This window comes from Frankia sp. CcI49 (assembly GCF_001983215.1).
Taxonomy (GTDB): Bacteria; Actinomycetota; Actinomycetes; order Frankiales; family Frankiaceae; genus Parafrankia; species Parafrankia irregularis.
The window spans coordinates 12,031-29,770 of the sequence record NZ_MOWP01000043.1; the positions used below are offsets into that span (position 1 = coordinate 12,031).

At 70.1% G+C, this 17,740-nt stretch carries 13 protein-coding genes; 7 read left to right on the top strand and 6 right to left on the bottom strand.

Annotation, left to right across the window (positions count from 1 at the left end; translation table 11 throughout):
- The first annotated feature begins 136 nt into the window (after positions 1 to 136).
- Complete coding sequence (locus tag CcI49_RS43870; RefSeq protein ID WP_076833906.1) at positions 137 to 1,837, top strand: toll/interleukin-1 receptor domain-containing protein; 1,701 nt, start codon at positions 137 to 139, stop codon at positions 1,835 to 1,837.
- A 623-nt stretch (positions 1,838 to 2,460) separates the two neighbouring features.
- Here the strand turns inward: CcI49_RS43870 and CcI49_RS35515 are convergent.
- From CcI49_RS35515 to CcI49_RS35525, 3 genes are all read right to left on the bottom strand, one after another.
- Positions 2,461 to 4,737: a serine/threonine-protein kinase gene (locus tag CcI49_RS35515; RefSeq protein WP_241840446.1), complete on the bottom strand. Its 2,277-nt coding sequence runs from the start codon at positions 4,735 to 4,737 to the stop codon at positions 2,461 to 2,463.
- A gap of 222 nt (positions 4,738 to 4,959) precedes the next feature.
- A complete protein-coding gene (locus tag CcI49_RS35520) occupies positions 4,960 to 6,687 on the bottom strand; it encodes an amidohydrolase (protein WP_158230868.1) in 1,728 nt (575 codons plus the stop codon).
- Between the two features lie 128 nt (positions 6,688 to 6,815).
- Positions 6,816 to 7,802 (bottom strand): TIGR03668 family PPOX class F420-dependent oxidoreductase, encoded by a 987-nt coding sequence (locus CcI49_RS35525; protein ID WP_063793049.1) that lies wholly within the window; start codon positions 7,800 to 7,802, stop codon positions 6,816 to 6,818.
- 116 nt (positions 7,803 to 7,918) lie between these two features.
- On the opposite strand from CcI49_RS35525, the gene CcI49_RS42880 reads away from it, so the two are divergent.
- Positions 7,919 to 8,641 (top strand): hypothetical protein, encoded by a 723-nt coding sequence (locus tag CcI49_RS42880; protein WP_198955734.1) that lies wholly within the window; start codon positions 7,919 to 7,921, stop codon positions 8,639 to 8,641.
- Positions 8,642 to 8,651: 10 nt separating this feature from the next.
- Here the strand turns inward: CcI49_RS42880 and CcI49_RS35535 are convergent, their stop codons facing one another.
- A complete protein-coding gene (locus CcI49_RS35535) occupies positions 8,652 to 9,107 on the bottom strand; it encodes an SRPBCC family protein (RefSeq protein ID WP_076833915.1) in 456 nt (151 codons plus the stop codon).
- A 95-nt stretch (positions 9,108 to 9,202) separates the two neighbouring features.
- Between CcI49_RS35535 and CcI49_RS35540 the strand changes: the two genes are divergently transcribed.
- Positions 9,203 to 9,817 (top strand): TetR family transcriptional regulator, encoded by a 615-nt coding sequence (locus tag CcI49_RS35540; RefSeq protein WP_054566456.1) that lies wholly within the window; start codon positions 9,203 to 9,205, stop codon positions 9,815 to 9,817.
- An 86-nt stretch (positions 9,818 to 9,903) separates the two neighbouring features.
- On the opposite strand, the gene CcI49_RS35545 is transcribed toward CcI49_RS35540, so the two are convergent.
- Positions 9,904 to 11,619, bottom strand: a complete 1,716-nt coding sequence (locus tag CcI49_RS35545; protein ID WP_076833917.1) for a protein kinase — start codon at positions 11,617 to 11,619, stop codon at positions 9,904 to 9,906.
- Positions 11,620 to 11,907: 288 nt separating this feature from the next.
- Here CcI49_RS35545 and CcI49_RS35550 point away from each other — a divergent pair, with 288 nt between their 5' ends.
- From CcI49_RS35550 to CcI49_RS35560, 3 genes are all read left to right on the top strand, one after another.
- Positions 11,908 to 13,242, top strand: a complete 1,335-nt coding sequence (locus CcI49_RS35550) for a CoA transferase (RefSeq protein WP_076833919.1) — start codon at positions 11,908 to 11,910, stop codon at positions 13,240 to 13,242.
- A complete protein-coding gene (locus CcI49_RS35555) occupies positions 13,239 to 14,468 on the top strand; it encodes a CoA transferase (RefSeq protein ID WP_076833921.1) in 1,230 nt (409 codons plus the stop codon). The genes CcI49_RS35550 and CcI49_RS35555 overlap by 4 nt, the downstream gene beginning before the upstream one ends.
- Positions 14,469 to 14,571: 103 nt before the next feature.
- The gene (locus tag CcI49_RS35560) at positions 14,572 to 15,828 is read left to right on the top strand and encodes an ABC transporter substrate-binding protein (protein ID WP_076833923.1); all 1,257 of its coding nucleotides are present in this window, start codon (positions 14,572 to 14,574) and stop codon (positions 15,826 to 15,828) included.
- Between the two features lie 189 nt (positions 15,829 to 16,017).
- Here CcI49_RS35560 and CcI49_RS40225 read toward each other — a convergent pair whose 3' ends face one another.
- Entirely contained in the window at positions 16,018 to 16,845 is an 828-nt protein-coding gene (locus tag CcI49_RS40225) for a TetR/AcrR family transcriptional regulator (RefSeq protein ID WP_241840447.1), read from the bottom strand.
- A gap of 275 nt (positions 16,846 to 17,120) precedes the next feature.
- Between CcI49_RS40225 and CcI49_RS35570 the strand changes: the two genes are divergently transcribed.
- Entirely contained in the window at positions 17,121 to 17,729 is a 609-nt protein-coding gene (locus CcI49_RS35570) for a DUF4190 domain-containing protein (protein ID WP_054566450.1), read from the top strand.
- The last annotated feature ends 11 nt before the right edge of the window (positions 17,730 to 17,740 follow it).

The window sequence follows — 17,740 nt, forward strand, 5'->3', positions numbered from 1 at the left end:
CGTCGACCCGGGGCGTTCCCGCGGTGCTATGCGGGGTGGGACGGTGGGTGCGTCCAGAGCCCGCTCCTGTCGGCGGTCCCGGTTTGGAAGGGGCGGGGCCTACCAGTAGGGAGGTGTCGGTGCCAGGATTGGGGTTGTGCCGGATGCGGGGGCTGCGGGCAGGCCGCAGACGTGGGATTTCTTCATCTCCTACACGGCCGTGGACCGGCAGTGGGCGGAGTGGGTGGCCTGGCAGCTGGAGGACGCCGGCTACCGGGTCCTGATCCAGGCGTGGGACTTCGTGCCGGGTTCGGACTGGATGTCCAGCATGGAGCAGGGAGTGAGGCACGCTGGGCGGATGGTGGCGTTGCTGTCGGCGGCCTACCTACGTTCCGTCTACGGCGGTCAGGAATGGCGGGCCGTACGGGCAGAAGACCCGGAAGGCTTCGCACGCAAGCTACTCCCAGTGCGACTTGAGGACTGTGACCGGCCAGGGCTGCTACGCACCCTGGTCGGATTCGACTTGTTCGGTCTGCCGGCGGAGTCGGCCAGGGTCTACCTGCTCGAACAGATAGGCCATAGTTTGGCTGGCCGGGCCAAGCCTGCCACAGCCCCGGAGTTCCCAGTTCCCCCGCGAACGACGCCACCAGTCGCCGAGTCCGTTTCCCCCCCGTCGCCGCCACGGGTCACCGTGGGGGCATCTCCACTCGGCGCGCTGCGTGACGCTTCCGCGGAACAGGCACCTGCACCCGCCGAACGCCAGGACGCTCGTCAGGCGCTCGACACAGTCGAGCAGACCCGGACGCGACAACGCCAACGGCGTCGCCCCGAGGGCAGCCATGCCGAGACGGGTCATGGCCGGCAGAACCCGCCTGCGGATGACGGTCGGCTGCCAGAGCCGTGGCGGTTCTACCTGGGTGGCACACCGGCACCGGCGGACGCGACGCCGTATCTAGTGGTCACCGGGAACGTCGACCAAGTGGTCGCGCTCGATTCGTCCGGCGGCCAGCCTCGGTGGCGTCGCGACTTCCCCGTGCTCCGCGGATCCGCACCCACGATCAGTGGCGAGAGCGCGCTGGTCGCTGGCGGCGACAGTCGTCTGTGGTCGCTCGACGTCACAACCGGTGAGACACATTGGCAGGCTGATCTCCCGGCGATACCCACTGCGGCACCTACTGTCGCAGGGAAAACCGTGGTCGTCCCTACTGCGGACGGCTGTGTGACGACGCTCGACTTCCATTCCGGCATCCAGCGATGGCGGAAGGAACTCAGCCAGCCAGTACATGGCCCGATAGCAACGGATGGGCGAGCGCTCTACTTCGGCGGGCACGATTGCCACGTCCGAGCGTGGTCCGCCGACGGTGCGGAGCTTTGGGCGTACCGAGCCCGTAAATGGTTTGACGCGCCACCGGAAATCCATGAGGACAGCCTGTTCATCGGTGGCTACGACCACCGGCTGCACCGACTCGACCGGGCTACCGGCAGACTCGATTGGTACTACCCGGCTGGCGGTCAGATCAAAGGAACCCCTACAGTCTTCGGTGAGCTCGTGGTCTTCGGGTCCTACGACGGTGTCGTCTACGCATTGGACAGGAAGAGCGGCGCGTCACGCTGGACCTACGAGGTAGGTAGCGCGATCAAGGCGTCCCCCGTGGTACGAGGAACAGTCGTCTACGTAGGCGCTCGCGACGGCTTTCTGTATGCGCTCGACGCTCGTGACGGCCACTCACTCTGGCGCCACGAAACCGGTGGGGCTGTGAACTCCACCCCCGTTTCGGCCGGATCGCTCCTGGTAATCGGCAGCGACGATGGCTACCTCTATGCGCTGGATGGAGATCCAGGCGGCCCAGCATGCTAACCGTGCCAGTGCGCCGCCAGCCGGACTTGCCCCCTCGCGACGCTCCGTCGCTACTAGGGCCCGGCCAGCGGCACAGTCTGGGTAGCCGTCATGCAAACACACTGCCGCACGCGTTGGCAACCACCGCGAAGGAACACGGCCAGCGTATTTAGCCCGCAGGTGTCCCGACGGCAGCTTCACGGTGTGCCGAGCGCCCACTGTTCCTACACGGCCACGGCGCCGAAGACGAGGTGGGCCAAATGTGGGGCTATGTCGCCTTCCGGCGTGTCCGGCGGGTTGATCATGCGCTAGCCGAGGACGTCCAGCGCCGGAACGAGGAACCCTTCGTGTCGCCCCACCGGACAGGGAACCTGGCAGCCGCACGAGCCTCACACCGGCGTCCAGAAACTCGACACCTTCCCGGAGGAACCCGCCCTCGACAAGACGGCCCGGCTGACTACACGCGAGYGAGCGCCGCCGGTTCCGCTGAACCGGACGAGGCATTCACTGATCACCGACGAAGACGAATCAGCACAATCTGCTCCGGCAGAGGCCGCCTCCCCTGCCACCGCCTCCGCTCCTACAGTCCGGCGACCTGACGGACCGGGCGGGCGGCCACCACGTTGGCCGCCGAGGTGGCCCGGTCAGTTCAGGCCCCAGAGCCGCACTGTGAAGTCGCCGCTGCCGCTGGCAATCGTCCGTCCATCCGGCGCGAACGCCACCGAGTAGACGTAGCTGGCGTGATTCGTGAGCGGAGACGCCACGGGGACAGGCACCCCCGGTTCTGTGACATCCCACAGCCGCACCGTGAAGTCGCCACTGGCGCTGGCGAGGGTTCGCCCATCCGGCGAGAACGCCACGGAGAACACATATTCGGTATGACCGGTGAGTGGTGCCCCGAGCGGCCGGGGCGCACTCACGTCGGTCACATCCCACAGCCGCACCGTCTTGTCGTCGCTGGCACTGGCCAGGACATGCCCGTCCGGCGAGAACGCCACCGACCGCACGGGGTTGGTGTGGCCGGTGAGCGCCGGACCCAGCGAACGAGGCGCGTTCCGGTCGGTGACGTCCCACAGCCGCACCGTGTAGTCGCCGCTGGCGGTGGCGATGGTCCGCCCGTCCGGCGAGAACGCCACCGAGAACACGTAGTCCGTGTGGCCGGTCAGCGCGGATTCCAGCAACCGGGGCGCGGCCACGTCGGTCACGTCCCACAGCCGCACCGTGTTGTCGTCACTGGCGCTGGCGAGAGTCCGCCCATCCGGCGAGAACGCCACCGAATACAGCCCTTCGGCATGGCCGGTGAGCGGGGCGCCCAGGGGACGGGGCGCATCTCGGTCGGAGACGTCCCACAGCCGCACCGTGCTGTCCCAACCGGCGCTGGCCAGAGTGCGGCCATCCGGCGAGAAATCCACCGAGAACACGTAGCCGGTGTGACCGGTGAGCGGAGAGCCCAGCGGGCGGGGCGCGCTCCGGTCGGTGACGTCCCACAGCCGCACCGTGCTGTCCCAGCTGGCGCTGGCCATGGTGCGGCCATCCGGCGACAACGCCACCGAGGACACGACGTTGGTATGCCCGGTGAGCGCGGAGCTCACCGGGCGGGGGTTGAGAGGGGCGATGGGCCCGGGGTTCACCGTCGGCCCCTGGGAAGCCGTCGATCGCCTCGACGCCGTGGGCGTCGTCGAGGTGGGTGTGCCGGCCGACGCACCGGAGGCGGTGGAATCTCCGACCGTGAGTGCGGCGGGATCCTTGCCCGAGGGAAGGGTCAGGGCGAGGACGACACCGACGATGGCGAGCAGGGCCGCCGCGGCGGCAGCGGGCAGGCGGAACCGCCGGGGCAGGGATCGACCGGGGCGCCAGGTCCGTGCTTCACGTGTTGCCCCGTCCGAGTCCGGGACCCCGTCCGAGTCTGATGCGCTGTCCGAGTTTGATGCGACGTCCGAGGTGGACGGGTGGGCAGCCCGCTGGGTGGGGAGGTCCGAGGTGCTGTCCGGCTGTGGTTCGACAGCGTCCGGGATGTGCGGCGCCAGTACCCGGGTGGCGGGCGCTTCGGCCGCGGCTCGGACAGCGTCGTCAATGCTGAGTCCGATGCCGGCGCGGTCGGACCAGCCCGGGCCGCACACGGCGGCGGCCGCCGCGGCCAGGTCCAGGGCGAAGGCGTGCGCCGATGGATGCCTGTCGGCCGGATCCTTCGCCAGGCAGCGCATCACCACCTCGGCGATCGGTTCCGCCACACCCGCCGGCGGGGCGGGCATGACGTTGAGGTGGTGATGGATGAACCCCGCGGCGGGCAGCGCCGGGTCGAAGGGCGGATCGTCCCCCAGCAACTCGTAGAGCATGATGCCGAGCGCGTAGAGATCGGTCGCCGCCCCGAGCTGGCCGCCGAGGATCTGCTCCGGAGCCATGTAGCGAGGGGTGCCGCTCACCGCGCTCGCGGTGGTCACCGTCCCCTGCGCGATCTTGGCGATGCCGAAGTCGGCCACCTTGGGCCGGCCGGCCGCGTCGAAGAGAACGTTCGACGGCTTGATGTCGCGGTGCAGCACCCCACGCCCATGGGCGTAGGAAAGGGCGGACGCCACCGCCAGCCCCACCGCGCAGCCCGCCTCGACCGTCATGTCGTATTCGCGGGTGGTCAGCGGGCCACCGGCCAGCAGCTCCATCACCAGCAGATGAAGATCACCAACGGTGAGGGCGTCATAGACCCGGATGATGTGTGGATGATCCAACGAGGCCAGCACCCGGGCCTCGCTCCAGCTACGCCCGGCGACGCCGCCCTGGTCCGCGGGCAGAATCTTGATCGCCACCTCGCGGCCCAGCTCGCGATGCCGCCCGGCCAGCACCAGCCCGAACGCACCCCGCCCCAGCCGGCCCCCGATCTCGTATCCCGGTAACGCCGCCGCGATCTGGGCCTTGTCCTCAATCACGAGGCGGCCCCGGCCCCGGCCTCGCATCGAGGAAAACTGCCCTCGTACGCCACTCCGCCCCCCAAGGACCGTCACGCAACGCGTCCGATCCTAGCGGGCCTCGGCACAATCCCGATCACATCCGACCGATGGCCACAGACTGCTGCGCTGGGATCCCGACCCGCGGCGGCATCGTCACGGCCCGACAGAACGCCGGCGCACCACCAGCTTTCGGTGGGCGGATCAGTCCGGGGCGTTCCCGTCGCGGTGGCTGTCGTAGACGGTGGTCCCGGCTTTGATGGTCTCCTCCACCGTGAGGTCCCGGATGGCCTCCGCGGGCACCGTGAGGGGGTTGCGGTCGAGGATGACGAGGTCAGCCACCTTGCCTACCTCGATGCTGCCTTTGGTGTCCCGTTCGGAGTACTGGTGCGCGGCGTTGATGGTGATCGCCTTCACCGCGTCGAGGGCGGACACGCACTGGTGGGCGCCGAGGGTGTGGTTCGAGCGGGTGACCCTGGTGACCTGGCTGGCCAGGATCGCGATCGAGTTCGGCAACGCGACCGGTGCGTCGTGGTGGCTGGTGTAGAGCAACTGACGGTCCAGCGCCCACCTGGCCGGGGAGATGTTCTCCGCGCGTTGCTCACCGAGCACGGTGCTGCGGTACCAGTCGCCCCAGTAGTAGGTGTGCATGGAGAAGAAGGACGGGATGATCCCGAGCTCCGCGAACGCGTCGAGCTGGTCCGCCCGGGCGGTCTGGGAGTGGATCGCGACCGTCCTGCGGTCGGCGGGTCCCAGAGCCGCGGTGGCATTCCGTATGGCGGTGATGAACTGGTCGATGGCCGCGTCCCCGTTGACGTGCGCGAGGACCTGCCAGCCCCGCTCGAAACCGGCCCGCACCTGCCGCTCGGCCACGTCGTCGGTGATGACGGGGTAACCGGCGTAGTCGGCGCCGGTGCCGGGCGGTGGAGTGAGGTAGGGCCTGGTCAGCCAGGCGGTGCGGCCCTGCGGCGAACCGTCCAGGAACATCTTGATTCCCGCTGCCCGCAGGCCTGCACTGTATTCCTGGGCTTCCTGGAGCCGATCCGGATCCTGCACGGCTTCGTCCGCCTTGACGTACACGACCAGGTCGATGGGAAGCCCGGCGGGGAACTCCGTCGCGGCCTTGCGCATAGCGGCCAGCTGGTCGAGCGTGGCGGCCCCCTCCTGCACGGTGGTGAAACCGAAACTCGCGGCCTTCCGCAGCCCCCTGGGCAGGAACTGGGCCTGGTCGTCGGCGTGCATGCCCGCGATCGCCCTGGCCGCGGCCGGGTTGAACGCGTTCTCCTCCAGAACACCGTCGGGTGTCCCGTACTGCGGCGCCGCGTCTTGGCGTCGGATCACCCCGCCGGCCGGGTTCGGCGTGCCGGCGCCGTACCCGAGAAGCTCAAGCCCACGGCTGTTGACCGCACCCAGATGGAACGACTGATGAATGGCGAGGACCGGCCGGTCGGTGGACACCAGGTCCAGCTCGTCACGGGTCGGATGCCTCGTCTCGGCGAGCATCGAGTCGTCGTATCCGAAACCGATGATCCATTCGGAGCGCCGGCCCACCTCGCTCACCGCGAACTCCGCCAGCGCCTCCCGTAGTGACGCGATGGTGGTGACATTCCCGTCGGGTTCGGCGAGCAGGTTGGCGACGGACGCCTGGAAACCGGTACCGGTCAGGTGACCATGTGCGTCGATGAAGCCCGGCAGCAACGCCCGGCCGCGAAGATCGCGCAGCTGGGTATCCGCGCCCCGCCAGTCCGCCAGCGCCCGGGAGCGGTCGCCGACGAACACGATCCGGCCCGCCTTCACCACCACCGCCTCCGGTGAACCCGCGTTCACCGGGGTGTCCGCGACGGTGACGATCGGCCCGCCGAAGAAGATGACGTCCGCGTGGCCGGGCACCACACCAGGTACCGCACGGCCCGCCGCCGTATTGACCGCCACAGGCCCACCCTTCACAACGCTGACGCGACGCGACTTCCCGCATGCTCTCAGTCGCAGGGCGGGACCGCGACCTCACCGCATCGGCGGAACCGACATGTCCGAAGAACGCATGCGATGCACCGTCGGGGTCACTCCGGGTGAAGGTGCGCGTGGGCTCTGGCTCGGGCTGTCTCGACCGCTCGGGTGACGGCCTCCGCCGGGTCGTCGACGATGACGACCGCGTCAAGTCGCCTTCCGCCGGTGGAAACAGGGGCGCAGTCGAGGCCGAAGGCCGGCACGCCGTTCTTCTTCGCCAGCAGGATCTCGATGACCGTGCCCGCGTTGCTGCCGATCACCACGAGGGCGTCGGACGATTCCACGACCATCTCGTTCCGCTTCTCGCCGACGCCGCTGCAGATCACCGCACCGAGGTACCGGTTGGCGGCGGCCCGGTCGTGGCCGGGCAGAATGCCGACGCAGAGGCCGCCTGCCTCCTGGACGCCGAGCGCGACGCCCTCCATGACACCTCCGCGGCCGCCGCAGACCACCCGCGCGCCGGTGTGCGCCAACAGATTTCCCACCTGGCGCGCAAGCTGGTACTGGGCCGGCGTCGCCTCGCCGGCTCCGGGGCCGATGACCCCTATCTGAACCTGGGCGGGGCGGTCTGGAACGGCATCCGTCGGAGCGGCCGGATCCGCGGCGCGGCTCACTCCTCGGTCGGCGTACGCCCATCCCCGCCACCGTTCGACCTGGACGAGGATCACCGGGCCGGCTGGAACGGCGGCCCGGTACTGGTCGTACTTCGCCGTCAGGCACCGGATCGCCGCCGATCTCTCGCCGCCCGGCGTGTCGACGACGCGGGCCTGGCCATCGGCCCGGACCCACCACAGGCCGGGCCAGTTGTCGGTGTACTGATCAACGAGGAGGCTGACCCGCGGGTTGGCGGCGATGTTCGCCAGTCGCCGCAGCGCCGCCGTGCGTTTCGGTTTGTGGTCCACAGCGGTCACGACCTGATCGCCGGCCAGCGCGAAGGTCACCGGAACCAGGTGGGGTGCGCCGTCGGCTCCGACGGTCGCGAGGCGAGCGACCCGCGCCGCCGCGAGCCGGCGGCGGCACTCCTGTTCATTCAGGTCCACTGTTCGCTCAGGTCCACGCGGTGCACGCTAACGATCCGGCCGGCCGACCGCGAGACCTGACGAGACCCATGAAGGCCACTTGCTTCACAGCAAATATCGCAGGATTACCCGGTACGTTGACCGCCATGATCGACGCCTCGACACAATCCGCGCAGACCCGCCCCGCCGGGTCGGCGGAGGATCCGCTGGTCGGCTACCAGGAGATGGCCCAGCGGGCCGGGGTCACCCCGGCCACCCTTCGCAGGTACCGCCGACTGAGACAGCTGCCGGCCCCCGACGACGCCTCGGTGCCCAGCCAGCCACGATGGCGCCGCAGCACCTTCGAGAGCTGGCTCGCGACCAGGCCCAGCTCCACGCTGCGCACCCGCGCCACGCCACGGCCACCAGGCGACGTCGACGTGGAAGCAAACGTGGAACCAAACCCAAACCCAAACCCGGAGCCGGAGCCGGAACCGGAACCGGCCGAACCAAGCACGCCACCCGAGCCGTCCGAGCCGTCCGAGCCGCTGAACGAGACGTACATCGAGATACTTCGCCTGGTTGCCGGTTCAGGCAGCGTCGACACCACCGACCTCCGAGCCGCGTTGTCTCCTCCGCCACCGGTCGGGGACGGCCGCAACCGGGCGCATCGGGTCTGGCGGGCCCGGCAGCTGGAGCTCTTCGAGGCCCTTCACGAGCTGGAGATGCGTGGCCTGCTCGACGACACACGCGACCTCAGCACGGGCCAGAACCAGGTTTTCCTGACACCCGCAGGGCGAGCCCTCGCCGCCCGGCTGCGAGACATTCCACGACCAGAACAACAAGAGCTTTACGACTCCTCGGCGTCCTCTCCCGTGTGAACGGCACGCATCAGGCTTCGCTTCGGTCTGCGCCGGTTCGTTCCTCGCAGCGGGTGCGCAGGCCCTGGGCCTCGGTGTCGACGTAGCGGCGCACCARCCGCCCCATGAGCAGGGCCACCACCGGCGCCAGCGGCCCGCTCTGGCGCAGGCTCAGCCGCACCGTGACCGGGCCGTCGTTCGGGTCGGACGTGATGCGGTGGTCGGCGACGGTGATCATTCCGGTCGTGCGGGAGGTCCAGGTGAAGCCCGCGCCCGGGAGCAGATCGGTCACGGTCCACGTCGCCACCGGCAGCCTGGGCTGCTGGATGCGCACCTTTCCGCCTTCGCGTAGCTCGCCGCCCGGGGCGTCGACGGCTTCGACGGCGGTCATCGTCGGAGTCCAGGTGGGCCAGCGCTCGACGTCCCGCATCACGGCCCAGACCTCGTCGGGGGCGGCGTCGATGGTCACCGAGGTCTCGTAGTACATCGGGGATACCTCCTGGAGACGCGATCAAAGGCTCACGGACGGCGACACGCAGCCGCCCGGCTTCTGTACCACGTGGTACATGTACCATCCGGTACATGCCGTCGCAAGGTCCGCCATCGGACAGCCCGCCCGACAGCGCCCGACAGCGCCTGCTGGGGGACGTCATCGCCCACCTCACCGCACACGGAATCGGCGACGTGAGCCTGCGGCAGCTGGCCACCGCGATCGGCACCAGCCACCGCATGCTCATCTACCACTTCGGCTCCCGCGACGGCCTCCTCGTCGAGGTCGTACGTGCGATGGAGGAACAGCAACGCGCCGCGTTCGCCGAGATGCGCCGTGTTCCGGCGACGTCCGCCGCCGAGCTGGGCCGCCGGATGTGGCGACAGCTGCGCCAGCCGGAGCTGGCGCCGTTCGAGCGCCTCTTCTTCGAGATCTACACCCAGGCGCTGCAGGGCCGCGCCTACGCCCAGCCGCTGCTCGACGGAGTCGTCGACGACTGGCTCGGCCCGATGACCGACTTCCTCACCCGCGACGGCCTCGAGCCCACCGCCGCACGTGCCCAGGCCCGCCTCTCACTCGCCGCCACCCGCGGGCTCCTCCTGGACCTCCTCGCCACCGGCGACCAGGAAGGCGTCGACGAGGCCATGGAACACATGCTCACCTTGTTCACCCACCTCACCCGCTCAGGTGACCGGGAGCCTCGCTGATGCCCGGCGGCAACGCGCCCACCCTGAAAACGGGCCCATCCTGACAACGCGCCCGCCCAGCTGCGCCACGCGGACCGTGGATGGCGTCAGCTGATCGTGAGGGATCCCCCCGCTGTGCCCGCGTCGGCGATGGTCAGGCAGCTGGTCGCACGGGCGATCAGCCACAGATGCTGCTGGTAGGAGTTGGCGCTGTAGCTTTCGCCCGGCGCGACGACGGGCGCGTAGCTCACCCGCGCGCCGTAGAAGTCCAGCCAGTAGATCCGGACGGGTTCCGGGCTCTGGTTCACGAAGGTCACCCGGACACCCGTCGTCGTACGACCTGAGGTGACAGCGCCCTCGTCCGCGCATGGCCGGCGCGCGAGAGAGCCGCTGAAGGAGAAGACGTGGGCGGCGGTCTGCGCCGGCGGCCCCGGCGCGGCCGGCGTTTCATCGCGCGTGGTCGGGGGCTGGCTGGTCCCTGCGTGGGCCGTGCCGCGGGCTGTCCCGGGCACGGTCTCGTTGTTCGCCCGCGGCGGCCCGTCTACCGGCGGGGCTGTCGAGGGAGACGGGGACAGGACGGCCGCCGTGGGACCGGATGTCGTCACCGACGGGCCCGCGGCGGCCGAGGAGGAGGCAGATGTGGAGGCAGAGAAGGAGGCAGCGGCAGTGGCGGTGGAGAGCGGCGCGCCGACACTCGCGGTGGCGGTCAGATGATCCGGCTTCCCTCCCGCGACCACCACGGACGCGGTGACCATGGCCGCCACCGCGAGCACGACGAACCCCGCTGCGAGGCGCCCCCGTCGGCCGCGGCTCCATCGGCGCGGCGACCAGCCGGCCGGCACCCGGTCGGCAGGCGGTGCAGCCCCGGGTCGGGCGGGCGTGGGTGAGGCGCCGGCCAGGGGCTCCGTGTTCTCCGTCACGCAGGACGCGAGCGCCGTCGCCACCATGGAGTCCTCGTCGCGCAGCGCGGCGGCGAGCACGGTTGGCGGCCAGGTCGGACCGGTGAGCACCTTCGTCGCCTGGTCGGCCGAGATCAGACGTGCCAGCAGCGCGCGTGGTGTCGGCCGAGCGGCCTGCTCCTTCGCGAGACAGTCGGCGACGATCCCGCGCAGTGCGCCGGGTATCCCGTCGAGATCCGGCTCGGCGTGCACAACCCGGTACACCTGCGCGGGCGTCGGGCCGACACCGAACGGCTCGCGGCCGGTCGCGGCATAGGCGACGAGCGCGCCGAGGGAGAAGACGTCGCTGGGCGCGCCCGCCTCGGCCCCGGTCATCTGCTCGGGTGACATGAAGCCGGGCGAGCCGATCATCGCACCGGTCCTGGTGAGCACGCTGGCGTCGGCGGCCCGGGAGACACCGAAGTCGATCACCTTGGGGCCGTCGACCGCCAGCATGACGTTGGACGGCTTGAGGTCACGGTGCACGATGCCGGCGTCGTGTATCGCGATCAGCGCCTCCGCGAGCCCGGTGGCAAGCGTGGTCAGCGCCGCTTCCTGGAGCGGTCCATGGCGGCTGATCGTCATGGCGAGGGACAGGCCGGAGACGTAGGCGGTGGCGAGCCACGGGGACGTCGCGTCAAGATCGGCGTCGATGACCGCCGCGGTGTGGCGGCCGCCTACCGCACGGGCCGCGGCCACCTCCCGGGCGAACCGGGCGCGGAAGTCAGGACTGTCGGCGAGCTCGGGCCGGATGACCTTCACCGCGGCCAGTCTCCCTGCCGCGGTGCGCCCCAGGTAGACCCGGCCCATCCCACCGGCGCCCAGCCGCCCCACCACCTGGTACGGGCCGATGCGGGCCGGGTCGTCAGTGCGCAGCGATTCCATGCCGGCCGCCCCCCCGATGGCGCAACACATCACCGAGAACGGACTCGCTTCGGCGCTGCCGCCAGCATATTGCCGAGTCGACAGGTGAATCGATCCCCAGCTCACGGCTACCGGATCCGCGGTCATCGGCGTGGCCGGTCATGGAGCTACTCCGGATGGGACGCCGCCAGGATCGGACATATCTGGATGTGTACCTGCATTTGGGTCAGACCTATGGACTTTTCTGTCAAGCGCTTGATAGAAACTGGCTCCGCAGATCCGCCGAGGTACACACCGAGGAGGCAGCGCGTGGTCGGACCGTCGTCAGGACCCGCGGAAGAAGCGGTCGACCGGTGGGCGGGGTGCCCACCTGACCTCGAGGCACGGTCGGACGCGTTACGACGCATCCGGGTGTGCGACCTGAGCGGCCAGCTCGCCGGGGCCGGCTCCACCAGGCTCCTCGCCGCGTTCGGCGCTCAGGTGATCCGAGTCGAGGACCCGGCGACCAGAGGCGGCTGGGACATCGTCCGCGGGGCCCAGCCGTTCCACGACGATCGCCGCGGTATCGAGTTCGGCGCCACCTTCAACAACCACAACACCGAGAAGCTGGGAATCACGCTCAACCTGCGCACCGAGCGCGGCCGGGAGCTGCTCACCCGGCTGATCGCCGTGTCGGACGTCGTCACCGAGAACTTCGCCGGCGGAGTGTTCGCCCGCCTCGGCTTCCCGTACGAGCGGCTGCGGGAGATCAGGCCCGACATCGTCTACGTCTCGCACAGCGGCTTCGGGGCCACCGGGCCGTACCGGGACTTCCGCACCTGGGGGCCGATCGTGCAGGCCGTCAGCGGCCTCACCTTCACCGCGGGGCTGGCGGGACATCCGCCGACCGGCTGGGGCTTCTCGTACATGGACCACATGGGCGCCTACGCGATGGCGGTCGCGATCCTGGCCGCGCTGTGGCACCGCGACCGAACCGGCGAGGGGCAGTGGGTCGACCTGTCCGGCGTCGAGGCGGGACTCGCTCTGACCGGCCCGGACATCCTGGATCATCATCTGAACGGCCGGCCGCCCCGCGCCGCCGGCTCGGTCGACTCCAACCGCGATGCCAACTCCCCGATGGCGCCGCACGGGATCTACCCCGCCCGCGGGGAGGATCGCTGGATCGCGGTGGCCTGCCGCGATGATCATGACTGGCGGCTGCTGGCGGGCGAGATCGGCCAGCCGTGGGCGACCGCCGGGGAACTGGCGACGCTGGCCGCCCGGCTCGCCGGCCAGGACACGCTGGACGCCCGGCTGGCCGCCTGGACCGCCGGCTTCGACAACCACGAGCTCGCCGGCCGGCTGGCTGCCGCCGGCATCCCGGCCAGCCCGGTGCGCACGCCGGCCGAACGCATCGACGGCACAGCAGCCGAACGCGCCGACGGCACGCCCGCGACGTCCGACTGGGACCTGTGGCCGACGGTCCAGCATCCCGACATCGGGCCGGCCCGGGTCGACGGGATCCCGGTGCACCTGTCCGAGACCGACTGGTCGCTGCGTCGCGGCGCACCCCGGCTCGGCGAGCACAACCGGTACGTCCTGGGTGACCTGCTGGGTGTCGACGACGCCGAGCTGAGTGAGCTGGCAGCGGAGGGCGTCGTATGAACGGCCCGCTGGACCGGTTACGGGTCCTGGAGATCGCCGGGGAGTTCTCCGCGTACCCGAGCAAGCTCCTGGCCGACCTCGGGGCGGACGTCATCGTCGTCGAACCACCGCACGGGGCGGCCACCCGTTCCCGGGGGCCGTTCGCGGACGACCAGCCCGGGCCCGAGGCGAGCCTGTACTGGCGGCATTACAACACCTCCAAACGCGGGATCGTCCTCGACCTCACCGAGGACGCCGGCCGCGAGCGCCTCCACCACCTGCTCGCGAAGTGCGACGTCCTCATCGAGGGAATGCCCGGCTCCGAGGTCACCGCCGCCCTCCGGCTTGACCCGGGGACGTTCACAGCCACCTTCCCGTCGCTTGTCTGGGTCTCGGTGACACCCTTCGGCCGGCGCGGCGCGCCCCCGGACGTCCCCACCACCGATCTCACCCTGCTGGCCGGCGGGGGGCCGGTGCTCACCTGCGGTTACGACGACCACTCGCTGCCGCCGGTCCGCGGCGGCGGCAACCAGAGCGTGCACGTCGGCGGGATGTTCGCGGTGACGGCCGCCCTCACCGCGCTGCTGAACCGCACCGTCTCCGGCCGTGGTCAGCACGTCGACGTCAGCATCGACGCGGCGTTGAACGTCTCCTGCGAGACCGCCACCACCCACCAGCTCACCGACGGTGGTGTCGTGCAGCGCCAGACCGGACGGCACGCGATGGTGACGCCGACGGCGCCGACCCAGGTCCGCGCCGCCGACGGCAACTACGTGGTGCTCGGCTTCCCGCCACGCGCGGCCGAGGACTACGCGTCCATCCTCGAATGGATCGACCTCGTCGGGATCCGCGACGACTTCCCGGACGCCGTGCTGCTGGAGATGGGCGTCGAGCGTGGCGGGGTCGGTGTCGTGGAGCTCGGGACGGATCCGATCGCGCAGCAGATCTGGAACGCCGCCCGGGACGCCATGGTGCTGCTGGCCGAGCGGATCCCGGCCTACGAGTACTTCCTGGGCTGCCAGCGCCGCGGCCTGGTCGCCGGGTTCGTCGCAGCCCCGGAGGCGGTGATCCACGACCCGCACCTGGTCGCCCGCGACTTCGCCACGAAGGTCACCGACCCGCATACCGGCCGCGAGGAGACACACCCCGGCGCGCCCTACCGTTTCACCCGCACCCCCTGGCGGATCTCACGCCCCGCGCCCCGGCTCGGTGAGCACACCGACGCCGTTCTCGACGGCGCCGGATGAACCTTTTCCGACCAACCTCCCCCAGATTGGCTGAATCATGAAGCGCACCAGGATCTCTCGCCCGACCGTGCCCAGTCACAGAGCGGCTCGACACCGAACGCGAGTGCGCTTAGCCGCGGTGGCCGCGTTATCCGCGAGCCTTTTCACGGTCGCGGCCTGCGGCAGTGGTGACGACGACTCGGGCGGCACCACGGCCACCAGCGGTGCCGGCACCGCCGACGCCTCGGACGTGCTCGGGCCGTCCGCTCCGGCGAAGGGCGACCCGGTGCGGATCGGGATCATCTCCGACGGCAAGGGCCCGGTCTCGGACCTCGCCTACGAAAGCCGGGTGGCCGACGCCACGATCGCCTACCTGAACGAACATCATTCCGGGATCGCAGGACGCCCCATCAGCCTGGTCAAGTGCGAGACACTCGCCGACCCGGGCAAGGGAACCGACTGCGCGAACCGGATGGTGGAGGAGGACGTCGTCGCCGTCGTCGTCGGATCATCCTCGGTCGGGGAAAGCATCTGGGAACCGCTGCACCAGGCGAAGATCCCGCTCATGTTCGCCAACACGACCGCCACCGGGCCGCTGAAGGACGCTGACACGACCTTCAATCTGACCGACCCGTACTTCGGCCAGATCAACCTCCCCGCCGACAAGGCCAAGGAGGCCGGCGTCAGGAAGGTGACCGCAGTCGTCATCGACGTTCCTACCGCCACGGCCTTCTACAAGTCGATCGCACCGCGGATGTTCGAGGAGAAGGGCCTCACCCTCGACGTCGTCGCCGTTCCCGCCGGGACGGCCGACATGACGGCGCAGATGCAGGACATCGCTTCCGGCGATCCGGGCGTGGTGTCGATCATCGGGGGCGACTCGTTCTGCATCAGCGCGCTGAACGGCCTGCGGGCTGTCGGTTATGAAGGCCCGACGGTCGCCATCGGGCTGTGCATCACCGACGCGACACGCAAGGCGGTGCCGGCGTCCACGCTCAGGGGGATGTCCRTCAGCGCGACCGCACCCATCGGCACCGACAACCCCTCGACCCGCCTGCTCCAGGCCGTCGTGAGCACCTACGGCCACGACATCGACGTCAGGCGGGCTGGCACGATGAGCATGTTCACCGTGGTCGCCGCCTTCGGCGCGGCCGTCGAGAAGCTCACCGGGGACGTCACGGCCGCGTCCGTCACCGCCGCGATCAAGGCGATGCCGGCGCAGGAGCTGCCGGGCGCCGAGGGCCTGAGCTTCCGGTGCAACGGCAAGGCCTACCCGGAGCAGCCCGCGGTGTGCGTCCGCGGCGGGCTCGTCGCGACCCTGGACGACAAGGGCCAGCCAGGCGGTTACACGCCGGTCGGGGTCTCCGCGATCGAGGACTGAGCCCGGCCGCTGCAACGCGGCGTGATCCGACAGGAATGACGCCCGGCGGTTGGGCTGGCGGCATCGGCCCGGCCCTGTGAGCCGCCCGCACCGGCGTGGTGCGGGCGGCTCACGGACCGCTTCACCAGCGGTCGCAGATATCGCGGACACACGGATAGGCGGATACGCGGATATGGATGCGGAAAGCCGCTACCGCGCAGCGGCTGGAGAAGCTCCCACCACCGCGTCACCGGCCGCGATGGAATCATCGTCACCGGCTCCCTGCCGCCACCGGTGGCCCACCGGACTGCCACCGGCGGCGGAGCCACGACCCGAGAGCACATCGGCCACCACATCAGTCAACATCGTCGCAAGGTTTCCCGGCGTGGTCTCGACCTGCGCGCTGACCCATTTGACAACTCCGCCGTCACCGGTTCCGAACAACACCAACAACAGCGCGCTCGCCACCCGGTAAAGACGCTCTGTCTCGCTGAGCCCTGGCGTGAGCGGGGTGAGGAGCTCGACGACCGCCTCGCTCTGCGGGGTGGCCTTCGACGTGGTGAGATGCTGGTATTCCGGATCATTCATCACCGCGATCAGGAACGGATGGTAGAACCGGCCGGTCTCGTGGCCGGCCATCTCGTTCGCGGCGACGACCATCGCGTTCGCGATGTCACGAAAACTGACATCCCGATCCGGGACGTTCAATGCGAAGATTCGTTCGATATCGGCGCGGAGCCCTCCTGTCCGGGCCTCGAGGATCGCGCTCACCAACCCGGCCTTGGAGCCGAAGTGATAATGAATCGCGTCCCGACTGACGCCGGCCTCCGCCGTGATCTGCCGAGTGGAGGTCCGCGCGATTCCCTGATCAGCGAACAGTCGCTCAGCCACCCTGAGCAGCTGCTGGCGGGTGTTGACGCCACGTGCATCAGGGCGAACGTCCGAAGAATCAGGAGAAGGCGCCACGAACGACCAGTCTACCGCAACGGCATACCCACCGCGATTCGCCACTTTGTCGAAGCCTGATACGAAATTCACTCGCTCGCGGCCACACCGCCCGTGGACGACATGCGGAAAGCCGCCGCCCGCACGGAGACCACCGCGCGGCGGGCATTGTCCGGCGGACGATGACGACCGGCCGGACACCGCCTTCACGTCGGCCCGGCGACAACCAACCGCCGACAGCCGCCGGTGACAGCGGCAAACTCCTCCGGTCAGCTGACCGGCTCCATGCGGAGATGGTTGGATTCCGGCACGGATGCCGCCCGCACGGCGATGGTGAGGGCGGCGCGACGAGGGGAGCCGGACGACACGTGAGCGACGACAAGGGATCCCCCTGGAACCCGGGCCAGGCGGCGCCGGGCCAGGGCGGGCCGGGCGGGGGCTACCCGCCATACCCGGACCAGGGCACGAACAGCGGTTCCGCCTACCCGCAGAACCCGGGCTATCCGGCATATCCGTCGCCTGCTCCGGGTAACCAGCCGGCGCCGGGATTCGGCTATCCGCCCGGTGGTCAGGGCTACCCGCCGCCGGGCTACGGCCCCCACGGCGGCGGCCCCTACGGCGGTGGCGTGCAGCCCCGCAACGGTCTCGGCGTCGCAGCGCTGGTCCTCGGCGTGATCGCGATCCTGACCTGCTGGACCGTCGTCGGCGGAATCCTGCTCGGCGTCGCAGCGTTGATCTGCGGTTTCCTCGGCCGCGGCCGGGCGAAGCGCCAGGAGGCCACCAACGGCGGCATGGCGCTGGCCGGCATCATCACCGGCGCGCTCGGCGCGGTGCTCGCCGTGATCTTCCTGATCGCGGTTGTCGCGATCTCCGACGAGGTTCAGGACCTCCAGACCTGCCTGGACGATGCCGGCACCAGCCAGACCGCGCAGGACCAGTGCGCCCAGGAGTTCGCGGACGACCTGAACGGCAACTGACGGGGCCACCA

What these genes read in the sequence shown, in the direction of transcription:
- CcI49_RS35540 (WP_054566456.1), top strand. Translation starts at nt 9,203, where the DNA reads ATGCCGTCGCAAGGTCCGCCATCGGACAGCCCGCCCGACAGCGCCCGA.
- CcI49_RS35545 (WP_076833917.1), bottom strand. Translation starts at nt 11,619, where the DNA reads ATGGAATCGCTGCGCACTGACGACCCGGCCCGCATCGGCCCGTACCAG.
- CcI49_RS35555 (WP_076833921.1), top strand. Translation starts at nt 13,239, where the DNA reads ATGAACGGCCCGCTGGACCGGTTACGGGTCCTGGAGATCGCCGGGGAG.